Source organism: Pseudomonas sp. WS 5021 (assembly GCF_012985535.1).
GTDB lineage: Bacteria > Pseudomonadota > Gammaproteobacteria > Pseudomonadales > Pseudomonadaceae > Aquipseudomonas.
The window spans coordinates 432,106-448,473 of sequence record NZ_JAAQWP010000002.1; the positions used below are offsets into that span (position 1 = coordinate 432,106).

The window sequence follows — 16,368 nt, forward strand, 5'->3', positions numbered from 1 at the left end:
CAATTTTTCAGCGCACGCATTGAATCGGGACCGGATACATGTCATTTCGCCTCATCACCAGCGCCGTCTTGGCACTGGTCGCCTGCCTAGCACAGGCCAACGGACCCGCCCCGGCGCTTTCCTATACCCGCGACATCCAACCGATCTTCACCGAGAAGTGCGTGGCCTGCCACGCCTGCTACGACTCCGCCTGCCAGCTCAACCTGGGCAGTGGCGAAGGGGCGGCACGCGGCGCGAGCAAAGTGCCGGTGTACGACGGCGAGCGCAGTCAGGCTGCGCAGCCGACCCGGCTGTTTTATGACGCCTTTGGCAAGGCCGCCTGGCAGCGCCAGGGGTTTGCCTCGGTACTGGATGCCCAGGGCAGCCAGGCGGCGCTGATGGCGCGCATGCTGGAACTGGGCCATAAAACCCCATTGGCGCCCAATGCCAAGCTGCCCGATGAGATTGTGCTGGGCCTCAACCGCCAAAACATGTGCCCGCTGCCGGGGGAGTTCGACGCCTACGCCGGCGCGCACCCCAAGGAAGGCATGCCCCTGGCCGTCACCGGCCTGACCGACCAGCAATACCAGACCCTGCAACGCTGGCTGGCGTCCGGTGCGCCTATTGATGAGCAGGGCCTGGCGCCCAGTGCCCAGGAAGCCTTGCAGGTACAGCAATGGGAAAACCTGCTGAACCAGCCCGGCGCCCGGGAAAGCCTGGTGGCGCGTTGGTTATTCGAACACCTGTTCCTCGCCCATATCTATTTCGAGGGCGGTGAGCCGGGGCATTTTTTCCAGTGGGTACGCTCGCGTACGCCCAGCGGCCAGCCCATCGACCTGATCAACACCCGTCGCCCGAATGACGACCCCGGCACCCAGGTGTACTACCGCCTGTGGCCGGTGCAAGGGGTGATCGTGCACAAGACCCACATCACGTACCCGTTCAGTGCGGCGAAGATGGCGCGGATCAAGGCGCTGTTCTACAGCGGCGACTGGCAGGTAGTGGCGCTGCCCGGCTACGGCCCTGGCCGTCGGGCCAATCCGTTTGAAACGTTCGAGGCGATCCCGGCCAAGGCGCGCTACCAGTTCATGCTGGATAACGCCGAATACTTCGTGCGCACCTTCATTCGCGGGCCGGTGTGCCGTGGGCAGATTGCCACGGACGTGATCCGCGACAACTTCTGGACCCTGTTCCAGGACCCGGAACACGACCTGTACATCACCGATGCGCGTTATCGCGGCCAGGCCACGCCGTTGCTGGCGATGCCGGGGCAGAACGATGACGTGGGCAGTGTGTTGGGCCTATGGCTGGCCTATCGCGACAAACGCAATGAATATGAGGCCCTGCGTCGCGACAACTACGCCGACCTGCCGGCGCCAGGCTGGTCGAGCCTGTGGGAGGGCAATGACAACGCGTTGCTGAGCATCTTCCGCCATTTCGACAGCGCTTCTGTGACCAAAGGCCTGATTGGCGAAGTGCCACAGACGCTGTGGTTGTTCGATTATCCGTTGCTGGAACGCACCTATTACCAGTTGGCGGTCAATTTCGACGTGTTTGGCAACGTCTCGCACCAGGCCCAGACCCGCCTGTATTTCGACCTGATCCGTAATGGCGCCGAACAGAACTTCCTGCGTCTGATGCCGGCGGACTCGCGCGATAGGTACCTCGATGACTGGTACCAGAACAGCGGCAAGGTCAAGCTGTGGCTGGACTATGAGGCCATCGACAACGACAAGCCCACCGGCCTGAAACTGGACCCGCAGGACCCCAAGCGCGACTTTGCCAACCAGTTGCTTGCCCGTTATGGCGATTTGAATGCCAGCCCGGATCCGATCAACCGTTGCATCAGCGCCTATTGCTCGCGTCTTGGTATCGATCCGCAACTGCGCGATGCCGAACAAACCCTCAGCCGCCTGACCTCCAGGCCGGCGGCCGGGCTCAAGGTGATCGAACAATTGCCGGAAGCCACTATGCTGCGCATCCAGACCCGCAGCGGCAAACGCGAGGTCTACAGCCTGTTGCGCAACCGTGCCCACAGTAACGTGGCGTTTATGCTGGGCGAGGCTTATCGCTATCAGCCGGGCCTGGATACCCTGACGATCTACCCGGGCGTGCTCAGCAGCTACCCCAACTTCATCTTCAACGTGCCGGCCGAGGATGTGCCTGAGTTCGTCGAGGACATGGAGCTGGCCAGGGACGCCAAGCGTTTTGAACGGATTGTCGAGCGCTGGGGCATTCGCCGCAGCCACCCGCAGTTCTGGGAGTATTTCCACGATTTATCGCAGTACGTCCGCGAAACCACGCCGGTGGAAGAGGGTGTGCTGGATATGAATCGCTACGAGAACCTGTAAATGTGGATTTGCCTGACAAAAATACTAGGACTTTGTACCGCCGAGGCGATTGGCGTAAACTGCCAGCAAGCCTGTGAGGAGTTCCCATGACTGCCATAACCATTACCGACGCCGCCCACGATTACCTGGCTGACCTGCTGTCCAAGCAGAACACCCCGGGTATCGGCATCCGCGTCTTCATTACCCAGCCTGGCACCCAGTACGCAGAGACGTGCATTGCCTACTGCAAGCCGGGCGAAGAAAAGCCTGAAGACACCGCCCTGGGGCTCAAGAGCTTCACTGCGTACATCGACGCCTTCAGCGAAGCGTTCCTGGATGATGCGGTGGTCGACTACGCCACCGATCGCATGGGCGGCCAACTGACCATCAAAGCGCCCAACGCCAAGGTGCCGAACGTCAACGCGGACAGCCCGGTCAACGAGCGCATCAACTACTACCTGCAAACCGAGATCAACCCGGGCCTGGCGAGCCATGGCGGCCAGGTCAGTCTGATCGACGTGGTGGATGACGGCATCGCCGTGCTCAAGTTCGGTGGCGGCTGCCAGGGCTGCGGCCAGGCCGACGTGACCTTGCGTGAAGGCATCGAGCGTACGTTGCTGGAGCGGATTCCCGAGCTCAAGGGCGTACGTGACGTGACTGACCATACGCAGAAAGAAAACGCCTACTACTAAGGCGTTCGCTGCAAACAAAAAACGGCGCCCGTGAGCGCCGTTTTTTATTGATTTAAATTAATGAGTTACACGAGCTATCTAACAAAGAGAATCAACTGTAGGAGCGGGCTTGCCCGCGATGACGGTGTGCCAGGCGACTTATCTATCGACTGTTTCACCGCTACCGCAGGCAAGCCAGCTCCCACAGGTTGTCTTGCGTGGTGTCAGGGCCGGTAGAGGTGGGCATGGCCTGCGCGATACAGCGAGGATTCGCTAAAGCCGTCACTGGCCAACACCCGGCCCACCACAATCAGCGCGGTGCGCCGGAACCCCTTCGCCGCGACCTTTTCGACAATGTCCGCCAAGGTGCCAATGGCCCAGTCCTGATCCGGCCACGTCGCCCGGTGCACCACGGCAATCGGGCAATTCGCACCATAATGTGGCAGCAGTTCGGCGACGATTTTCTCCAGGTGATTGACCCCCAAGTGCACCGCCATGGTGGTGCCATGGCTGGCCAGGCTGTCGAAGGATTCCCCCGCAGGCATCGTGGTTTTGTCGGCATAGCGGGTCAGGATCACGCTTTGGGCGATATCCGGCAAAGTCAGCTCCGCCTCCAGCAGCGCGGCACACGCGGCCACCGCAGTCACCCCTGGAATGATCTGGAAGGCAATCCCCAACTGGCGCAAATGACGGATTTGCTCGCCAATCGCGCCATACAGGCTTGGATCGCCGGAGTGCACGCGCGCTACGTCCTGGCCTTTTTCATGGGCGTCCTTGATCAAGTCAATGATCTGCTCCAGGTGCAGTTCGGCACTATTGACCACCAACTGGGCCTGATGGCCTTCAAGCACCGCGGCAGGCACCAGGGAGCCGGCATAGATAATCACCGGGCAACTGCGGATCAGCCGCTGGCCTTTGACGGTAATCAGTTCCGGGTCGCCGGGGCCTGCGCCGATGAAGTAGACGGTCATGGGACATTCCTGTGAAAAAGCGGGCAAGGCGGGCTGTAGATGAAGACCGCTCATGATCAAGGACGGGGATTATCGGGAATTCAGCCGGCGCACGCCAATGCAAAGGTGGCTTGCGGGCTTTTCTGGCGGTTGATCAACAGGCGGGCAGGGCGCTGGGCCAGCTGCGTGGCCAGGGCCAGGGCGGCGCTTTCAGCGATGCCATGGCAGCCGGTATGGGCAAAGGCGACGGCAGAGCGGTGGCTCAGTTGCGCTTCATGGCTCGCCAGTTGCTGGGCACTGAAAAACTTCAGCGGCAACCCCAGGCTGGCGGCCAGGGCCAGTAAACCCGGCTCATCCTGCTTGCGGTCGATACTCGCCAGTGCGCTGATGTGCCGAGGGTCGATCCCTGCGCCAGCCAAGGCTTCATTGAACAGCGCCAATAACGCCTCGACGCTGCAACCACTCTGGCAACCCAGGCCGACCACAAGGGCCGGCCGGGTGTTGGCCGTTGTCATGCCGAGTACTGATCGTCGCGGTTACGCCGGAACAACCAGGCACTGATCAGGCCCAGGGCCAGCCAGAACGCAACGTTGGTCAGCTGCGAAGCGATCTTGAACTGTGCTTCCAGAGCTTCTGGGGCGAGCATCGAGTGCACTTCGGGCTGTGGCGCGCCAACCACATGGGGCACCGCCAGGATGGCCACGCCGAGGATCTTCAGCAGCCAGTTGCGACCAAACACAATCAGCGCAATGCCGGCGGCAGTGGAGGCTGCAGTGCCGATCCACCAGATCTGCCGTTGCGCCAGGTCCGCCGCAGCGGTGCCGGGCAGCTCCGGTGGCAGGCCGAGGGTCGGCGCCAACACAAAGGTGGCGTAGCCGGCCAGGCCCCAGAGCAGGCCCTGGGCGGTGCGGGTCGGGGCACGCAGGGTGTAGAGGCCAGCGAGCATCAGTGCAAAACCCACGGCGACCACCAGGTTGCCGCCAGTGGTGGAGAGCACGCGCTGCCAGCCATTTTCCGGCTCCCAGGCTTCGGCGTCGTGGCTGTGGGCCGCAACGCCAGGGGCATGCTCATGTACCTCGGTCGCGGCCGGGGCGTTTTCGAAGGTTTCTGCCTGCAGGATTAGCGGGGCCACCCAGAAGCTTTGCAGCAGGGTCAGCAACAGGGCGGCCAGCAGGCCGGTGAAACCTGCGGTTTGCGCAATTCGCTTGATCATGGCGGCAGGTCTCAGTGGCACGGGAAGGCGGCGCTGTGGCGCGTATCGTGGGCAGCGTTGTGCACGGCCTCGATGTGCGAGAACCCGGCGAAATACACCAGGCATGCACCGAGGATCGCCGCGCCGATGGCGGCGGTCAGGCGTTGGCTCAAGGTGGCGGAGCTGCTGGCGGTGTGTGAGGTGCTGCTGATGATCGACATGGCACGTCCCTTTCGAGTGGCAGGGTGACACGAGCGCATGAAAACCCCGCGAGCCGGGCACGCAGGGTTCTGAACAGCGCCCGCCCACCGCGGGTTTGTTATTTGATTTTTCGGGCCGGTCTCCGGGCTTGCGAGGGGGCTCTCCTGAGTCCTGAAAGCATCGCCTTCCCATGCCAAAAGCACAGTGGCTGTGACGCTTCGCTCGCTTACCGTTGCGGGGGCAGCACCGGATTGGTCATGCATGCATGATTGACCGGTTTCCCGTTTCACCCTGTAAAGGGCACCCGAAACAAGATGTGTAGGAGAGCATGGCCAGAGGGCGGGCGTCAAATAGACGAATTGACGCCTGCCTGATCAGCCAGGGCGACGCGGCGACGTGGAAACCCAATCTTCTGAGTAAAAAATACTGCCCAACCCAAATCTGTTGTCTGGTTTGCTTGGACGTGAGAGCGAGACAGGCTTTGTATCCAAATCCCAAAGCAGGTCAGGCCGCTTAAGAAGTTCTTGGGCAACTTTGGTTGCATTGTACGAAAAGTGGCGGGTGCTTCTTGTTTGGCGTGCGGCCTCTCGCAGTTCGTTAAAGTTTACATAATGATCTTTGGGACCTTTGGCAAATTCGCGAAAGTAAATTCTCGCTTGGTCCAGCAGGGCTGCATCGCTGAGACTTTTGAAGTCTCCAGCGATAAGAGCGACTTGGTCCCAGGTCACATTACCGGAGTGCGAACCAAAGAGTGACTTGACTAGTTCTGGGCGGTTGATGACCTGCTTTGCAAGCTCTACTTGCTCTTGTGTGGCATCTCGTCCGTCGTGTAGTTTGCCTCTCGCCATACTTTTAAGCTCATCCAAGCGAAAGCTGTTGGATGTTTTAGCGCCTGGGACTTCCAAATCTATGAAATGGGCCAGTAGTTTTTCGGCCAGCATCGAGTGGGTGTAGCTCTCAAAATACGGAATGTCCGATGAGATGTTTTGTGTCGGTGCTAAGGTGGGAGAAGCGTCTTTGGGGAGTGTAGTGCGAGGTGCGTTAAGCATAGGCGCACTGGGTTGAATGCTTGCTGAAGACTTCATCGTGTTTGTATCCCCATTGAATAGGTGGGCTTGGGGTTGGATTGTTTGGAAAGCTGCCTTGAGAGTGAGTGATGTTTTTCAAGGCTGCTGTTCCTCGTGCTAACTGCGAAATGGATTTCATTAAATTACAGCACCTCTTTAACTCGTATGGGCTGGATAGCCAGGCTGGATTCAAGGCGGGCTTTTACATAAGGTGCTTTTACGGTCTGCACTACGTACAGGTCTTTGTAGTGCTGGCTAGTAACGCTCCTGAAAAGGCGATTAGGGGGCAGGTATGAGCAAACGTATAGTCAAAATTGTCCATGTCATAACGTTGAGCTGGTCTCCTGCCAGGTCAGGGTCTATCAGAAATACTATGGGTTGATGTCTACGACAAAGTACGGTGGGAAACATCATTGTTCAGTGTCGGCAAAGATGGGAGGTTATTGATTTTAGGCGTTATAGCGAGTGATATTGGTTGAATTGCGTTTTCTGTTGGATTGATTGTCATCGTTCCAGCTAACGTGGATGCATATTCAGTGTATTCAGTGGGTTGGTGAGAGGTGCGATAGTTATGTAGTGTTCGCGGCGTGACGGTTTCACTTTGGGTCCCCAGAGGTGAGGTGCACCCTTGAGTCACTAGATGCGTTTAGCTGCGCGACGTTGACCAGTTGCCGGGCACTGCGTAGCCTTGCACCTTCGAGGTTCTTCGGCTGCGGCCGAAGCTAAGAAGGGAACGCGGTTCAAGCCGCGGCTGCCCCCGCAACTGTAAAGGGTTTATCTGACTGCCACGCCACTGCCTGTACCAGGCGGGAAGGCGCAGCCAGCGCCAGCCGCAAGGCCAGCAAGCCCCAAGCCAGGAGACCTGCCTCGCAACCGATTTTCCATTTCAACCGGGCGGGGTGATCCGGTGACGAATCCAGCACCTGCGCCGCCGCAGGGCCAGTCGTCCCGTATGCCCGCCCCAAAGGGCATCCGATGAAAACACTGGCCAAACTCCCCGTCACTATCGTCACCGGCTTTCTCGGCTCGGGCAAAACCACCTTGCTGCGCCACATGCTGGACAACGCCCAGGGCCGGCGCATTGCGGTGATCGTCAACGAATTCGGCGAACTGGGCATCGACGGCGAGATCCTCAAGCAGTGCTCCATCGGTTGCACCGAAGAAGAAGCCAACGGCCGTGTCTACGAACTGGCCAACGGCTGCCTGTGCTGCACCGTGCAGGAAGAGTTCTTCCCGGTGATGCGTGAACTGGTGGCGCGCCGTGGCGACCTCGACCATATCCTCATCGAAACCTCCGGCCTGGCCCTGCCCAAGCCGTTGGTCCAGGCCTTCCAGTGGCCGGAAATCCGCAGTGCCTGCACGGTTGACGCGGTGATCACCGTGGTCGACAGCCCGGCCGTAGCCGCCGGCACCTTCGCCGCATTCCCCGACCAGGTCGACGCCATGCGCAAACTCGACCCCAACCTGGACCACGAATCGCCACTGCACGAGCTGTTCGCCGACCAACTGGCCAGCGCCGACCTGGTGATCCTCAATAAAACCGACCTGATCAGCCCCGAAGACCTGGCCCGTGTACGCCTGGAAGTCGCCGAAGAACTGCCGCCAGCGGTGAAAATCGTCGAGGCCAGCAGCGGCCGCCTGCCCCTGGACGTGTTAATTGGCCTGGGCGCCGGCTCCGAGGAGCATATCGACGGGCGCCATAGCCATCACGATCATCACCACGAAGGTGAAGACGATCACGATCACGATCACGATGCGTTCGATTCCATCTCCATCGACTTGCCCCAGGCTGATGAAGCGCTGCTGCTCGACGCCCTGAGCCAATTGGTGGTGCAGCACGGCATCCTGCGGGTCAAAGGCTTCGCCGCGATCCCCAACAAGCCGATGCGCCTGTTGATCCAGGGCGTGGGTACGCGCTTTGACAAGCACTTCGACCGCGCCTGGGGGGCTGACGAAGCACGCATCACGCGTCTGGTGCTGATCGGCCAGGATCTGGACGCAGCAGGCCTGGAAGCGCAATTGCGCGCTGCCCTCAGCGTTTAACCCATGCATCTGCTCAGGACCCAGCCCGGTGGCTTCGTCTCCGATGACAACATCGCCGACCTTGGACAGACCCCCGCCGAGCTGGTGATCCTGTGCAGCGGTGATTCCAGCCTGGCGCTGTTGGCCGAAGCCGCCCAGCAACTGCCCGACGACTACCCGAGCCTGCGCCTGGCCAACCCGATGCAGGTGCAGAATCACGCGTCGGTGGACCTGTATGTGGACGAGGTGTTGCGCCACGCCAAGGTCATCCTGATATCCCTGCATGGCGGCATCGGCTACTGGCGCTACGGTATCCAGCGCCTGGTGGAGTTGGCCGGGCAGGGCGTGCAGTTGATCCTGGTGCCAGGGGATGACCGTCCCGACCCCGAACTCAGCGGCCTGAGCACCGTGGATGCGCAAGCGCGTGAGCGCCTGTGGCATTTTCTGCGCCAGGGCGGGCTGGCGAATGCGCTGGATTTCTATCGCTGCCTGGCCAGTAGCTACCTGGGCCGCGATTACCCCTGGGCCGAACCGCAAACCCTGCCGCGCACGGCGATTTATCACCCCCGCATCGCCAATGCGCGCCTCAGTGACTGGCAGGCGGACTGGAGCACCGATTGGCCGGTGGCAGCGGTGCTGTTCTACCGCTCGCACTTGCAGGCGGCCAATACCGCTTTTATCGACGTGTTCTGCCAGCGCTTGCAGGCGGCGGGCCTGAATCCGCTGCCAATGGCGGTGGCCAGTTTGAAGGAGCCCGGCTGCCTGACGGTGGTCGAGGATCTGCTGGATGAGGTGCAGGCGGCGGTGATTCTGAACACCACCGGCTTTGCCCAATCCAGCCCGGAAACGCCCCATTTGCGGCCGTTTCGCCGCAATATCCCGGTGATCCAGGCCATCTGCGCCCAGGACAACCAACCCGGTTGGGAAGCCAGCGAACAAGGCCTTGGCCCGCGCGACCTGGCGATGCACATTGCCTTGCCGGAACTGGACGGGCGCATCATCAGCCGCCCGATCAGCTTCAAGGACCTGGCCTGGCGCAGCGAGCGCAGCCAGTCGGACGTGGTGTGCTACCGCGCAGCCCCCGAACGCATGGACTTTGTGGCCGAGCTGGCGCGGCGCTGGGTCGAGCTGGGCCGGGTGCCGAATGCAGAGAAGCGCATCGCCCTGATCCTGGCCAACTACCCGACGCGCGACGGGCGTATCGGTAACGGCGTGGGCCTGGATACGCCGGCCGCCGCCTTGAACATCCTGCGGGCCCTGCAAGCCAAGGGTTATCCGCTGCCGCCCACTTTGCCGGACAGCGGCACCGCCTTGATCCACGAGCTGCTCGGCGGTGTGACCAACGACCTCGACAGCCTCGACCTGCGCCCCTGCCATCAAAGCCTGGGGCTGGACGATTACCAGGCGATGTTCCATCGCCTGCCCGAGGCCAACCGCCAGGCTGTATTGGAACGCTGGGGCACGCCCCATAACGATCCGATGTGCCGCGACGGGCGTATGATGATCGCCGGCCTGCGCCTGGGCCTGACCTTTGTCGGCATCCAGCCGGCGCGGGGTTACCAGGTGGATGCCAGCGCGGTGTACCACGACCCGGACCTGGTGCCGCCCCACGCTTACCTGGCGTTCTATTTCTGGCTGCGCCACACCTACGGCGCCCACGGCGTGATCCACGTGGGCAAGCATGGCAACCTGGAATGGCTGCCGGGCAAAGGCGTCGGGCTGTCGGAGAACTGCTGGCCGGATGCGTTGCTGGGGCCGCTGCCCAATATCTACCCGTTTATCGTCAACGACCCGGGCGAGGGGGCCCAGGCCAAGCGCCGCACCCAGGCGGTGATCATCGATCACTTGATGCCGCCGCTGACCCGCGCCGAGACTTACGGCCCGCTGCGTAACCTGGAACTGTTGGCGGATGAGTATTACGAAGCGCAGTTGCTCGACCCGCGACGGGCCCTGGAGCTGCAAAAGGACATCCTCAAGCTGGTGCGCGAAACCCGCATCGATCAGGAGCTTGCGCTGGATAACGAGGCCGACGCTGCCGTGTGGCTGCCGCGCCTGGACACCTACCTGTGTGACCTGAAGGAATCGCAGATCCGCGACGGCCTGCATATCTTTGGCGAATCGCCCGAGGGGCGCCTGCGTATCGATACCTTGTTGGCCCTGCTGCGCATCCCGCGTGGCGACGGGCGCGGCCCGCAATCAAGCCTGCTGCGCGTGTTGGCCAAGGCCTTCGAGCTGGGCTTTGACCCGCTCGATTGCGCCCTGGCCGAACCCTGGACCGGGCGCCGCCCCGACGTGTTGCAGAAGATCGACGGGCAGTTGTGGCGCACCGCCGGCGATACTCGCGAGCGTCTGGAGCTGTACGCGGCGCGGTTGATCGAACAGGCACTGGAAGGGCCCCTCGAACAGCTTGAGGAGCCCGGCTGGGAAGATGTGAAATCCGTGGTCGAAAGCCTGCGCATCGTCGTCGCACCGCGCCTGGATGCCTGTGGCCCGGCGGAAATGCGCGGCTTGCTGGATGCCTTGGACGGTCGTTTCGTACCGGCGGGGCCTAGCGGCGCACCGAGCCGTGGGCGCCTCGATGTGCTGCCGACCGGGCGTAACTTTTTCACCGTCGATGTGCGTAACCTGCCCACCACCACTGCCTGGCGTATCGGCTTCCAGTCCGCCAACCTGATGCTTGAGCGGCACCTGCAGGACCATGGTGACCATCTGCGCCAGCTCGGGCTTTCGGTGTGGGGCACCGCGACCATGCGCACCGGCGGTGACGACATCGCCCAGGCCATGGCGTTGATGGGCGTGCGACCGGTATGGGCCACGGGCAGCCAGCGTGTCGATGACTTTGAAATCCTGCCCATCAGCTTGCTTGACCGCCCGCGAGTTGACGTTACGTTGCGGGTGTCCGGGTTCTTCCGCGATGCCTTCGCCAACCTGATCCGCTTGTTCGATGCTGCGGTGCAGGCGGTCGCGGCGCTGGATGAACCGGACGACCTAAACCCCCTGGCGGCTAAGGTGCGCAGCGAGCGCGAGGCGCTGCGCAAGTCTGGCCTGGATGAAGAGGCTGCGGCCAGGCAGGCCGGCTGGCGCATTTTCGGGGCTAAGCCCGGTGCCTATGGCGCGGGCGTGCAGGGCGCCATTGACGCTCGCCTGTGGCAAAGCCGCGCAGACCTGGCCGAGGTCTACCTCAATTGGGGTGGCTACGCCTATGGTGGCTCTGATGAAGGCACTGCGGCCCGTGAACAGTTCGCCCAGCGCCTGAGCCAGGTGCAGGCCGTGTTGCAGAACCAGGACAACCGCGAGCACGACTTGCTCGACTCCAATGACTACTACCAATTCCAGGGCGGCATGCTCGCGGCCGTGGAAACCCTCAGTGGCAGCAAGGCTGCCAGCTATCATGGCGATCACAGCCAGCCGGACCTGCCGAAGATCCGCACGCTGAAGGAAGAGCTGAACCGGGTGATCCGCTCCCGCGCGGCCAATCCCAAGTGGATCGAAGGGGTCAAGCGCCACGGCTACAAAGGCGCGTTCGAGATGGCGGCAACGGTGGACAATCTGTTTGCCTTTGACGCCACTACTGCGCTGATCGACGATCACCAATATGCACTGCTGGCCGATGCCTACCTGCTCGACCCCGACACCCGGGCGTTTGTGCAACAGCACAACCCCGACGCCCTGCGCGACATGACCGAGCGCATGCTGGAAGCCCAGCAGCGTGGTATGTGGCAGGAGCCGGGGGCCTACCGCGCGGCATTGGAAAACCTGTTGCTGGACATAGAAGAAGACAGTTGATGACTGACATCCCCCATTTCCCACTGTCGGCAGTGGTCGGCGCCGACGACCTGAAGCTTGCCCTGTGCCTGACCGCCATCGACCCGAAGATCGGTGGCGTGCTGATCGAAGGCCCGCGCGGCATGGCCAAGTCCACCCTGGCCCGTGGCTTGGCGGACCTGTTGGCCAGCGGGCAGTTCGTCACCTTGCCGTTGGGCGCCACCGAAGAGCGTTTGGTCGGCACCCTGGACTTGGATGCGGCGCTGAGCGAAGGCCGTGCGCAGTTTTCCCCGGGCGTGCTGGCCAAGGCTGACGGCGGCGTGTTGTACGTGGATGAAGTCAACCTGCTGCCCGATCACCTGGTGGACTTGTTGCTCGACGTCGCCGCCAGTGGCACCAATCTGATCGAGCGCGATGGCATCTCCCACCGGCACTCGGCGCGTTTTGTGCTGATCGGCACGATGAACCCGGAAGAGGGCGAGTTGCGCCCGCAGTTGCTGGATCGGTTTGGTTTCAACGTGGCATTGAGCGGGCAGACTTTGCCGACCGAGCGCGGGCAGATCATTCGCCGGCGCCTGGATTTCGATAGCGACCCTGGGGCGTTCTGCGCGCAGTGGGCTGACCAGCAAGCGGCGCTGCGTGCGCGTTGCACCGAGGCCCGTGCACGCCTGGAAAGCATCGCCCTGGATGACCAGGCCCTGGCGCAGATTACCGAGCGCTGCTTTGCCGCCGGTGTCGACGGCCTGCGTGCCGATCTGGTGTGGTTGCGCGGCGCGCGGGCCCATGCGGCGTGGCGCGGGGCTGCGGCCATCGCCGAAGAGGATATAGAGGCCGTTGCCGAATTTGCCCTGCGCCATCGTCGCCAGGAGCAAGCACCGCCTGCAGGCAGGTCCGATCAGGGCCAGGCGCCCCAGCCTTCAGATAGCGCGTCCGGCCAGGGCCAATGGGGCAACATGCCCGCACCCGCATTGCCCACGGGTGCTCGCCGAGAAGTGCCTAGCTGGCCAAAAAAGCCCTAGGCATCCGCCCCCGGCCTGATACGGGGGCGGATGCCCGTCCCAAAGCAGGGCGACTGGACAGGGGCCGCCAGGGCAAGGCGCGCAGCGCACAGCAGGGCTCGGTCAACTGGCCGGGCACCTTGCTCGGTGGGCGGCCGCAATCCCGTGAAGACTTGCGCTATCACCTGCGCAGCCGCTCGGCCCATGAGCTTTGGTTGGTAGTTGTCGATGCGTCAGCGTCCACTCGGTGGCATTGTGCATTAACCGACGCCAAGGGCTTGCTGGCCCAGCTGTTTGACGATGCTTATCGACAGCGCGCACGTATGGCATTGCTGACGGCCAGCGGGTTGGCGCCGAAGTGGCAGGTTCAGGGGTTGAAAGCAGCGAAAGGCTTGGCGGGCTGGCTGGATCAGTTGGGCGCGGGCGGTGGTACGCCGTTGCTGGCGGCGCTGACCGAGGCGCAGCATTGGCTGGTGGCGCGACGCAAGCGGTATCCGGCTGAGCAGCAGCGTGTGTTAGTGATTACGGATGGGCGGCTGAAAGCGATTGCCGGATGGCCGCAATTGGATTGCCCAGGGCTGCTGATTGATATCGAACGTGGGCCGATTCGGTTGGGCAAGGCTCAGGAGCTGGCGGCCGGGTTGCAGGTGGAGTATCGACATATCGATAGCCTGTCGACGCTCAATCAGATTCCGGAAGCACCCTTCTTGTAAAGTCGAATCTTCCGACATTATTCGCCGATAACAAATCTTTACTCTCTGAGCTCTCTCGCGTTCAGGAGTAAAGGGATGACTTCCAGCGTATTACCGAGCGTTTTTTTCGATCACTGCCGACACACGCTATGGGTGCGCAACGTTCCTGCCTCGCTGGACGTCCTCGCCTTCGAAGGTCAGGAGCGGCTAAGCGAACCATTCTCCTATCACATCGAATTCACCAGCACCGAACGCGACCTCCCCGCCGAAACCCTGCTCGGCCAAGACGTCTGTTTCAGCCTGCACGCGCCGCCGAAAAAGCTGCCCTTGTTAGTTTTGACGCCACCCCCGATCAAACCCCTGCGCACCCTGCACGGCGTGATCACCAGCTTCAAGCGCCAGTCCGGCTCCAACGACCAGGCCGGTTATGCAATCACCTTGCAACCACGCCTGGCCCTGCTCGCGCGCAGCCGCCAGTTCCGCATCTACCAGCACCAATCGGTGCCGCAAATCGTCGAAAGCATCCTGCGCAGCCGCCACGACTTTGAAGGCCAAGACTTTCTCTTCAGCCTCAAACGCGACTACCCCAAGCGCGAACAGGTCATGCAATACGGCGAAAGCGACCTGGCCTTCATCACCCGCCTGCTGGCGGAAGTGGGTATCTGGTACCGCTTCACCAGTGACGAGCGCCTGCGCATTGATGTGGTCGAGTTCTGCGACGATCAACGCCTCTACCAGTTCAACGTCGAACTGCCTTACCACCCACAATCCGGCCTCAGCAGCAGCGACCAGGACAGCGTGTGGAACCTGCAATCCAACCATCAGCTAGTCGAGCAACAGGTGCATTTTCGCGCCTACCACCACCGCGACGCCCGCGCGCACCTGAACGGCGACATTGACCAGACCCGCGGCGCCAAAACCACCTACGGCGAGGCCTACCACTACGCCGAACCCTACAAAGCCCTCGGCGACCGGCTGGATCAGGACGAAGACCTGCTCAGCGAAAGCGGCTATTTCTACGCGCGCCTGCGCCACGAACGCTACCTCAACGATCAGACCCAACTCAGCGGCGTCACCAGCAGCGCCACCCTGGCGCCGGGCCAGGTGCTCAAAGTCACCGGCGGCGCGCCCCAGGCTTTTACACCTGGAGCGGTGATCACCGGCCTGACAACCACCGCCGCCCGTGACAGCAGCTTCATCGCCACCTTTGAGGCCATCCCCTACTCAGAAAACGTGTGCTTTCGCCCGGCACTCAAGGACAAACCTCTGATCGCTGGCAGTATCCCCGCCCGCGTCACCAGCAACCAGGCCAACGACCCCTATGCTCATATCGACTTGGAAGGGCGCTACCGGGTGCAGTTCCTGTTCGACCGCGACAGCTGGACGCCGGGTCAGGAAAGCCTCTGGCTACGCCTGGCCCGGTCCTATGCCGGCGACACCCACGGCTTGCACCTACCGCTGATTGCCGGCACCGAAGTGGCGGTGGCCTTCGAACAAGGCGACCCCGACCGCCCCTACATCGCCCACGCCCTGCACGACAGCCAGCACGTCGACCACGTGACCTTGCGCAACTACAAACGCAACGTCCTGCGCACCCCGGCGAACAACAAACTGCGCATGGACGACACGCGGGGGCAGGAGCACGTCCAGCTGAGTACCGAGCACAGTGGCAAGAGCCAGCTCAACCTTGGGCATTTGGTGGATGGTGAGCGCCAACCGCGAGGCCAGGGAGCCGAATTGCGTACCGATGGTCATGCCGCCATCCGTGCGGGCAGCGGCATCTTCATCAGCGCTGACGCACAGCCCAAAGCGCAGGGCCAAATGCTTGAAATGAGCGCAGCGGTTGGTCGACTCCAGCAGGCGGGCGAACAGTTGGATGGGTTGTCGGTAGACGCCCAGGAAGCCCACGCAGATCCCGCCGATGTACAGGCGCAGTTGAAGTTTCTCAAGCAACACCTGGAGCAACTCAAGTCGTCCGTGCTGATGATCAGCGCGCCTGATGGTGTTGCCATGACCAGCGGCCAGCACCTGCAACTGGCCGCGCAACACAACCTCATGATCAACGCCGGGGCCGAGGCAGATATCAGCGTGGTCAAGCGGCTGTTTATCGGCGTGGGTCAAGGGATGAGCCTGTTTGTGCGCAAGCTGGGGATCAAGCTGATCGCTAATCAGGGGGCGGTAAAGATCCAGGCGCAAAACGACAAGCTGGAGTTACTCGCGCGTCACGGCTTGGAGATCACCAGTACCGAGGACGAGATTCATATCACGGCGAAAAAGGAGATCACCCTCAACGCAGGGGGCAGCTACATCACCCTCAATCCGAGCAGCATCGAGTACGGGACTCAGGGGGACTACCTCGTCAAGTCGGCGTACTTCGACTTACTGGCCCCAGCCCAACAAGCTCTGGATATGCCGCAGCTCCCTCAATTGACCGAGCATAAATCCAAGGCCAACGGGCCTGTGGATTTCTCTGGCTGATCCCTTTGCGAACCAGGAGCGAA

At 62.0% G+C, this 16,368-nt stretch carries 12 protein-coding genes and 2 riboswitches; of the genes, 7 read left to right on the forward strand and 5 right to left on the reverse strand.

The features are described from left to right. Nucleotides 1-38: 38 nt before the first annotated feature. Nucleotides 39-2,330 carry a fatty acid cis/trans isomerase gene (locus tag HBO19_RS08270; RefSeq protein WP_170057260.1) on the forward strand — a complete coding sequence of 764 codons (2,292 nt, stop codon included), beginning with the start codon at nucleotides 39-41 and terminating at the stop codon, nucleotides 2,328-2,330. Between the two features lie 86 nt (nucleotides 2,331-2,416). Beyond that, complete coding sequence (gene nfuA / locus HBO19_RS08275) at nucleotides 2,417-3,001, forward strand: Fe-S biogenesis protein NfuA (protein WP_003190728.1); 585 nt, start codon at nucleotides 2,417-2,419, stop codon at nucleotides 2,999-3,001. A 203-nt stretch (nucleotides 3,002-3,204) separates the two neighbouring features. On the opposite strand, the gene cobM is transcribed toward nfuA, so the two are convergent. The 5 genes from cobM to HBO19_RS08300 form a co-directional block, all read right to left on the reverse strand. Next, a complete protein-coding gene (gene cobM / locus HBO19_RS08280; protein ID WP_170057261.1) occupies nucleotides 3,205-3,951 on the reverse strand; it encodes a precorrin-4 C(11)-methyltransferase in 747 nt (248 codons plus the stop codon). A gap of 80 nt (nucleotides 3,952-4,031) precedes the next feature. After that, the gene (locus tag HBO19_RS08285; RefSeq protein WP_169953285.1) at nucleotides 4,032-4,445 is read right to left on the reverse strand and encodes a cobalamin biosynthesis protein; all 414 of its coding nucleotides are present in this window, start codon (nucleotides 4,443-4,445) and stop codon (nucleotides 4,032-4,034) included. Next, the gene (locus tag HBO19_RS08290; RefSeq protein ID WP_170057262.1) at nucleotides 4,442-5,143 is read right to left on the reverse strand and encodes a CbtA family protein; all 702 of its coding nucleotides are present in this window, start codon (nucleotides 5,141-5,143) and stop codon (nucleotides 4,442-4,444) included. The genes HBO19_RS08285 and HBO19_RS08290 overlap by 4 nt, the downstream gene beginning before the upstream one ends. Before the next feature lie 11 nt (nucleotides 5,144-5,154). Beyond that, nucleotides 5,155-5,343: a CbtB-domain containing protein gene (locus HBO19_RS08295; protein ID WP_131696627.1), complete on the reverse strand. Its 189-nt coding sequence runs from the start codon at nucleotides 5,341-5,343 to the stop codon at nucleotides 5,155-5,157. Between the two features lie 95 nt (nucleotides 5,344-5,438). After that, nucleotides 5,439-5,646: riboswitch (cobalamin riboswitch) on the reverse strand. Between the two features lie 51 nt (nucleotides 5,647-5,697). Further along, nucleotides 5,698-6,408, reverse strand: a complete 711-nt coding sequence (locus HBO19_RS08300) for a hypothetical protein (protein WP_169953289.1) — start codon at nucleotides 6,406-6,408, stop codon at nucleotides 5,698-5,700. 664 nt (nucleotides 6,409-7,072) lie between these two features. Further along, nucleotides 7,073-7,275, forward strand: a riboswitch (cobalamin riboswitch). 90 nt (nucleotides 7,276-7,365) lie between these two features. Between HBO19_RS08300 and cobW the strand changes: the two genes are divergently transcribed. From cobW to vgrG, 5 genes are all read left to right on the forward strand, one after another. Beyond that, nucleotides 7,366-8,433 carry a cobalamin biosynthesis protein CobW gene (cobW, locus tag HBO19_RS08305; protein ID WP_170057263.1) on the forward strand — a complete coding sequence of 356 codons (1,068 nt, stop codon included), beginning with the start codon at nucleotides 7,366-7,368 and terminating at the stop codon, nucleotides 8,431-8,433. A 3-nt stretch (nucleotides 8,434-8,436) separates the two neighbouring features. Then, nucleotides 8,437-12,198 carry a cobaltochelatase subunit CobN gene (gene cobN / locus HBO19_RS08310; protein ID WP_170057264.1) on the forward strand — a complete coding sequence of 1,254 codons (3,762 nt, stop codon included), beginning with the start codon at nucleotides 8,437-8,439 and terminating at the stop codon, nucleotides 12,196-12,198. Beyond that, on the forward strand, nucleotides 12,198-13,196 hold the full coding sequence (locus HBO19_RS08315) for an ATP-binding protein (RefSeq protein WP_170057265.1): 999 nt from the start codon (nucleotides 12,198-12,200) through the stop codon (nucleotides 13,194-13,196). Before cobN ends, HBO19_RS08315 begins: the two co-directional genes overlap by 1 nt. Beyond that, nucleotides 13,178-13,888, forward strand: a complete 711-nt coding sequence (locus HBO19_RS08320; protein ID WP_262386251.1) for a VWA domain-containing protein — start codon at nucleotides 13,178-13,180, stop codon at nucleotides 13,886-13,888. The genes HBO19_RS08315 and HBO19_RS08320 overlap by 19 nt, the downstream gene beginning before the upstream one ends. Before the next feature lie 75 nt (nucleotides 13,889-13,963). Then, complete coding sequence (gene vgrG, locus HBO19_RS08325) at nucleotides 13,964-16,345, forward strand: type VI secretion system Vgr family protein (protein WP_170057266.1); 2,382 nt, start codon at nucleotides 13,964-13,966, stop codon at nucleotides 16,343-16,345. The last annotated feature ends 23 nt before the right edge of the window (nucleotides 16,346-16,368 follow it).

Excerpts from the sequence above, each read along its gene's own strand:
- HBO19_RS08270 (WP_170057260.1), top strand. The coding sequence starts at position 39 with ATGTCATTTCGCCTCATCACCAGCGCCGTCTTGGCACTGGTCGCCTGC.
- nfuA (WP_003190728.1), top strand. The coding sequence starts at position 2,417 with ATGACTGCCATAACCATTACCGACGCCGCCCACGATTACCTGGCTGAC.
- cobM (WP_170057261.1), bottom strand. The coding sequence starts at position 3,951 with ATGACCGTCTACTTCATCGGCGCAGGCCCCGGCGACCCGGAACTGATT.
- HBO19_RS08285 (WP_169953285.1), bottom strand. The coding sequence starts at position 4,445 with ATGACAACGGCCAACACCCGGCCGGCCCTTGTGGTCGGCCTGGGTTGC.
- HBO19_RS08290 (WP_170057262.1), bottom strand. The coding sequence starts at position 5,143 with ATGATCAAGCGAATTGCGCAAACCGCAGGTTTCACCGGCCTGCTGGCC.
- HBO19_RS08295 (WP_131696627.1), bottom strand. The coding sequence starts at position 5,343 with ATGTCGATCATCAGCAGCACCTCACACACCGCCAGCAGCTCCGCCACC.
- HBO19_RS08300 (WP_169953289.1), bottom strand. The coding sequence starts at position 6,408 with ATGAAGTCTTCAGCAAGCATTCAACCCAGTGCGCCTATGCTTAACGCA.
- cobW (WP_170057263.1), top strand. The coding sequence starts at position 7,366 with ATGAAAACACTGGCCAAACTCCCCGTCACTATCGTCACCGGCTTTCTC.
- cobN (WP_170057264.1), top strand. The coding sequence starts at position 8,437 with ATGCATCTGCTCAGGACCCAGCCCGGTGGCTTCGTCTCCGATGACAAC.
- HBO19_RS08315 (WP_170057265.1), top strand. The coding sequence starts at position 12,198 with ATGACTGACATCCCCCATTTCCCACTGTCGGCAGTGGTCGGCGCCGAC.
- vgrG (WP_170057266.1), top strand. The coding sequence starts at position 13,964 with ATGACTTCCAGCGTATTACCGAGCGTTTTTTTCGATCACTGCCGACAC.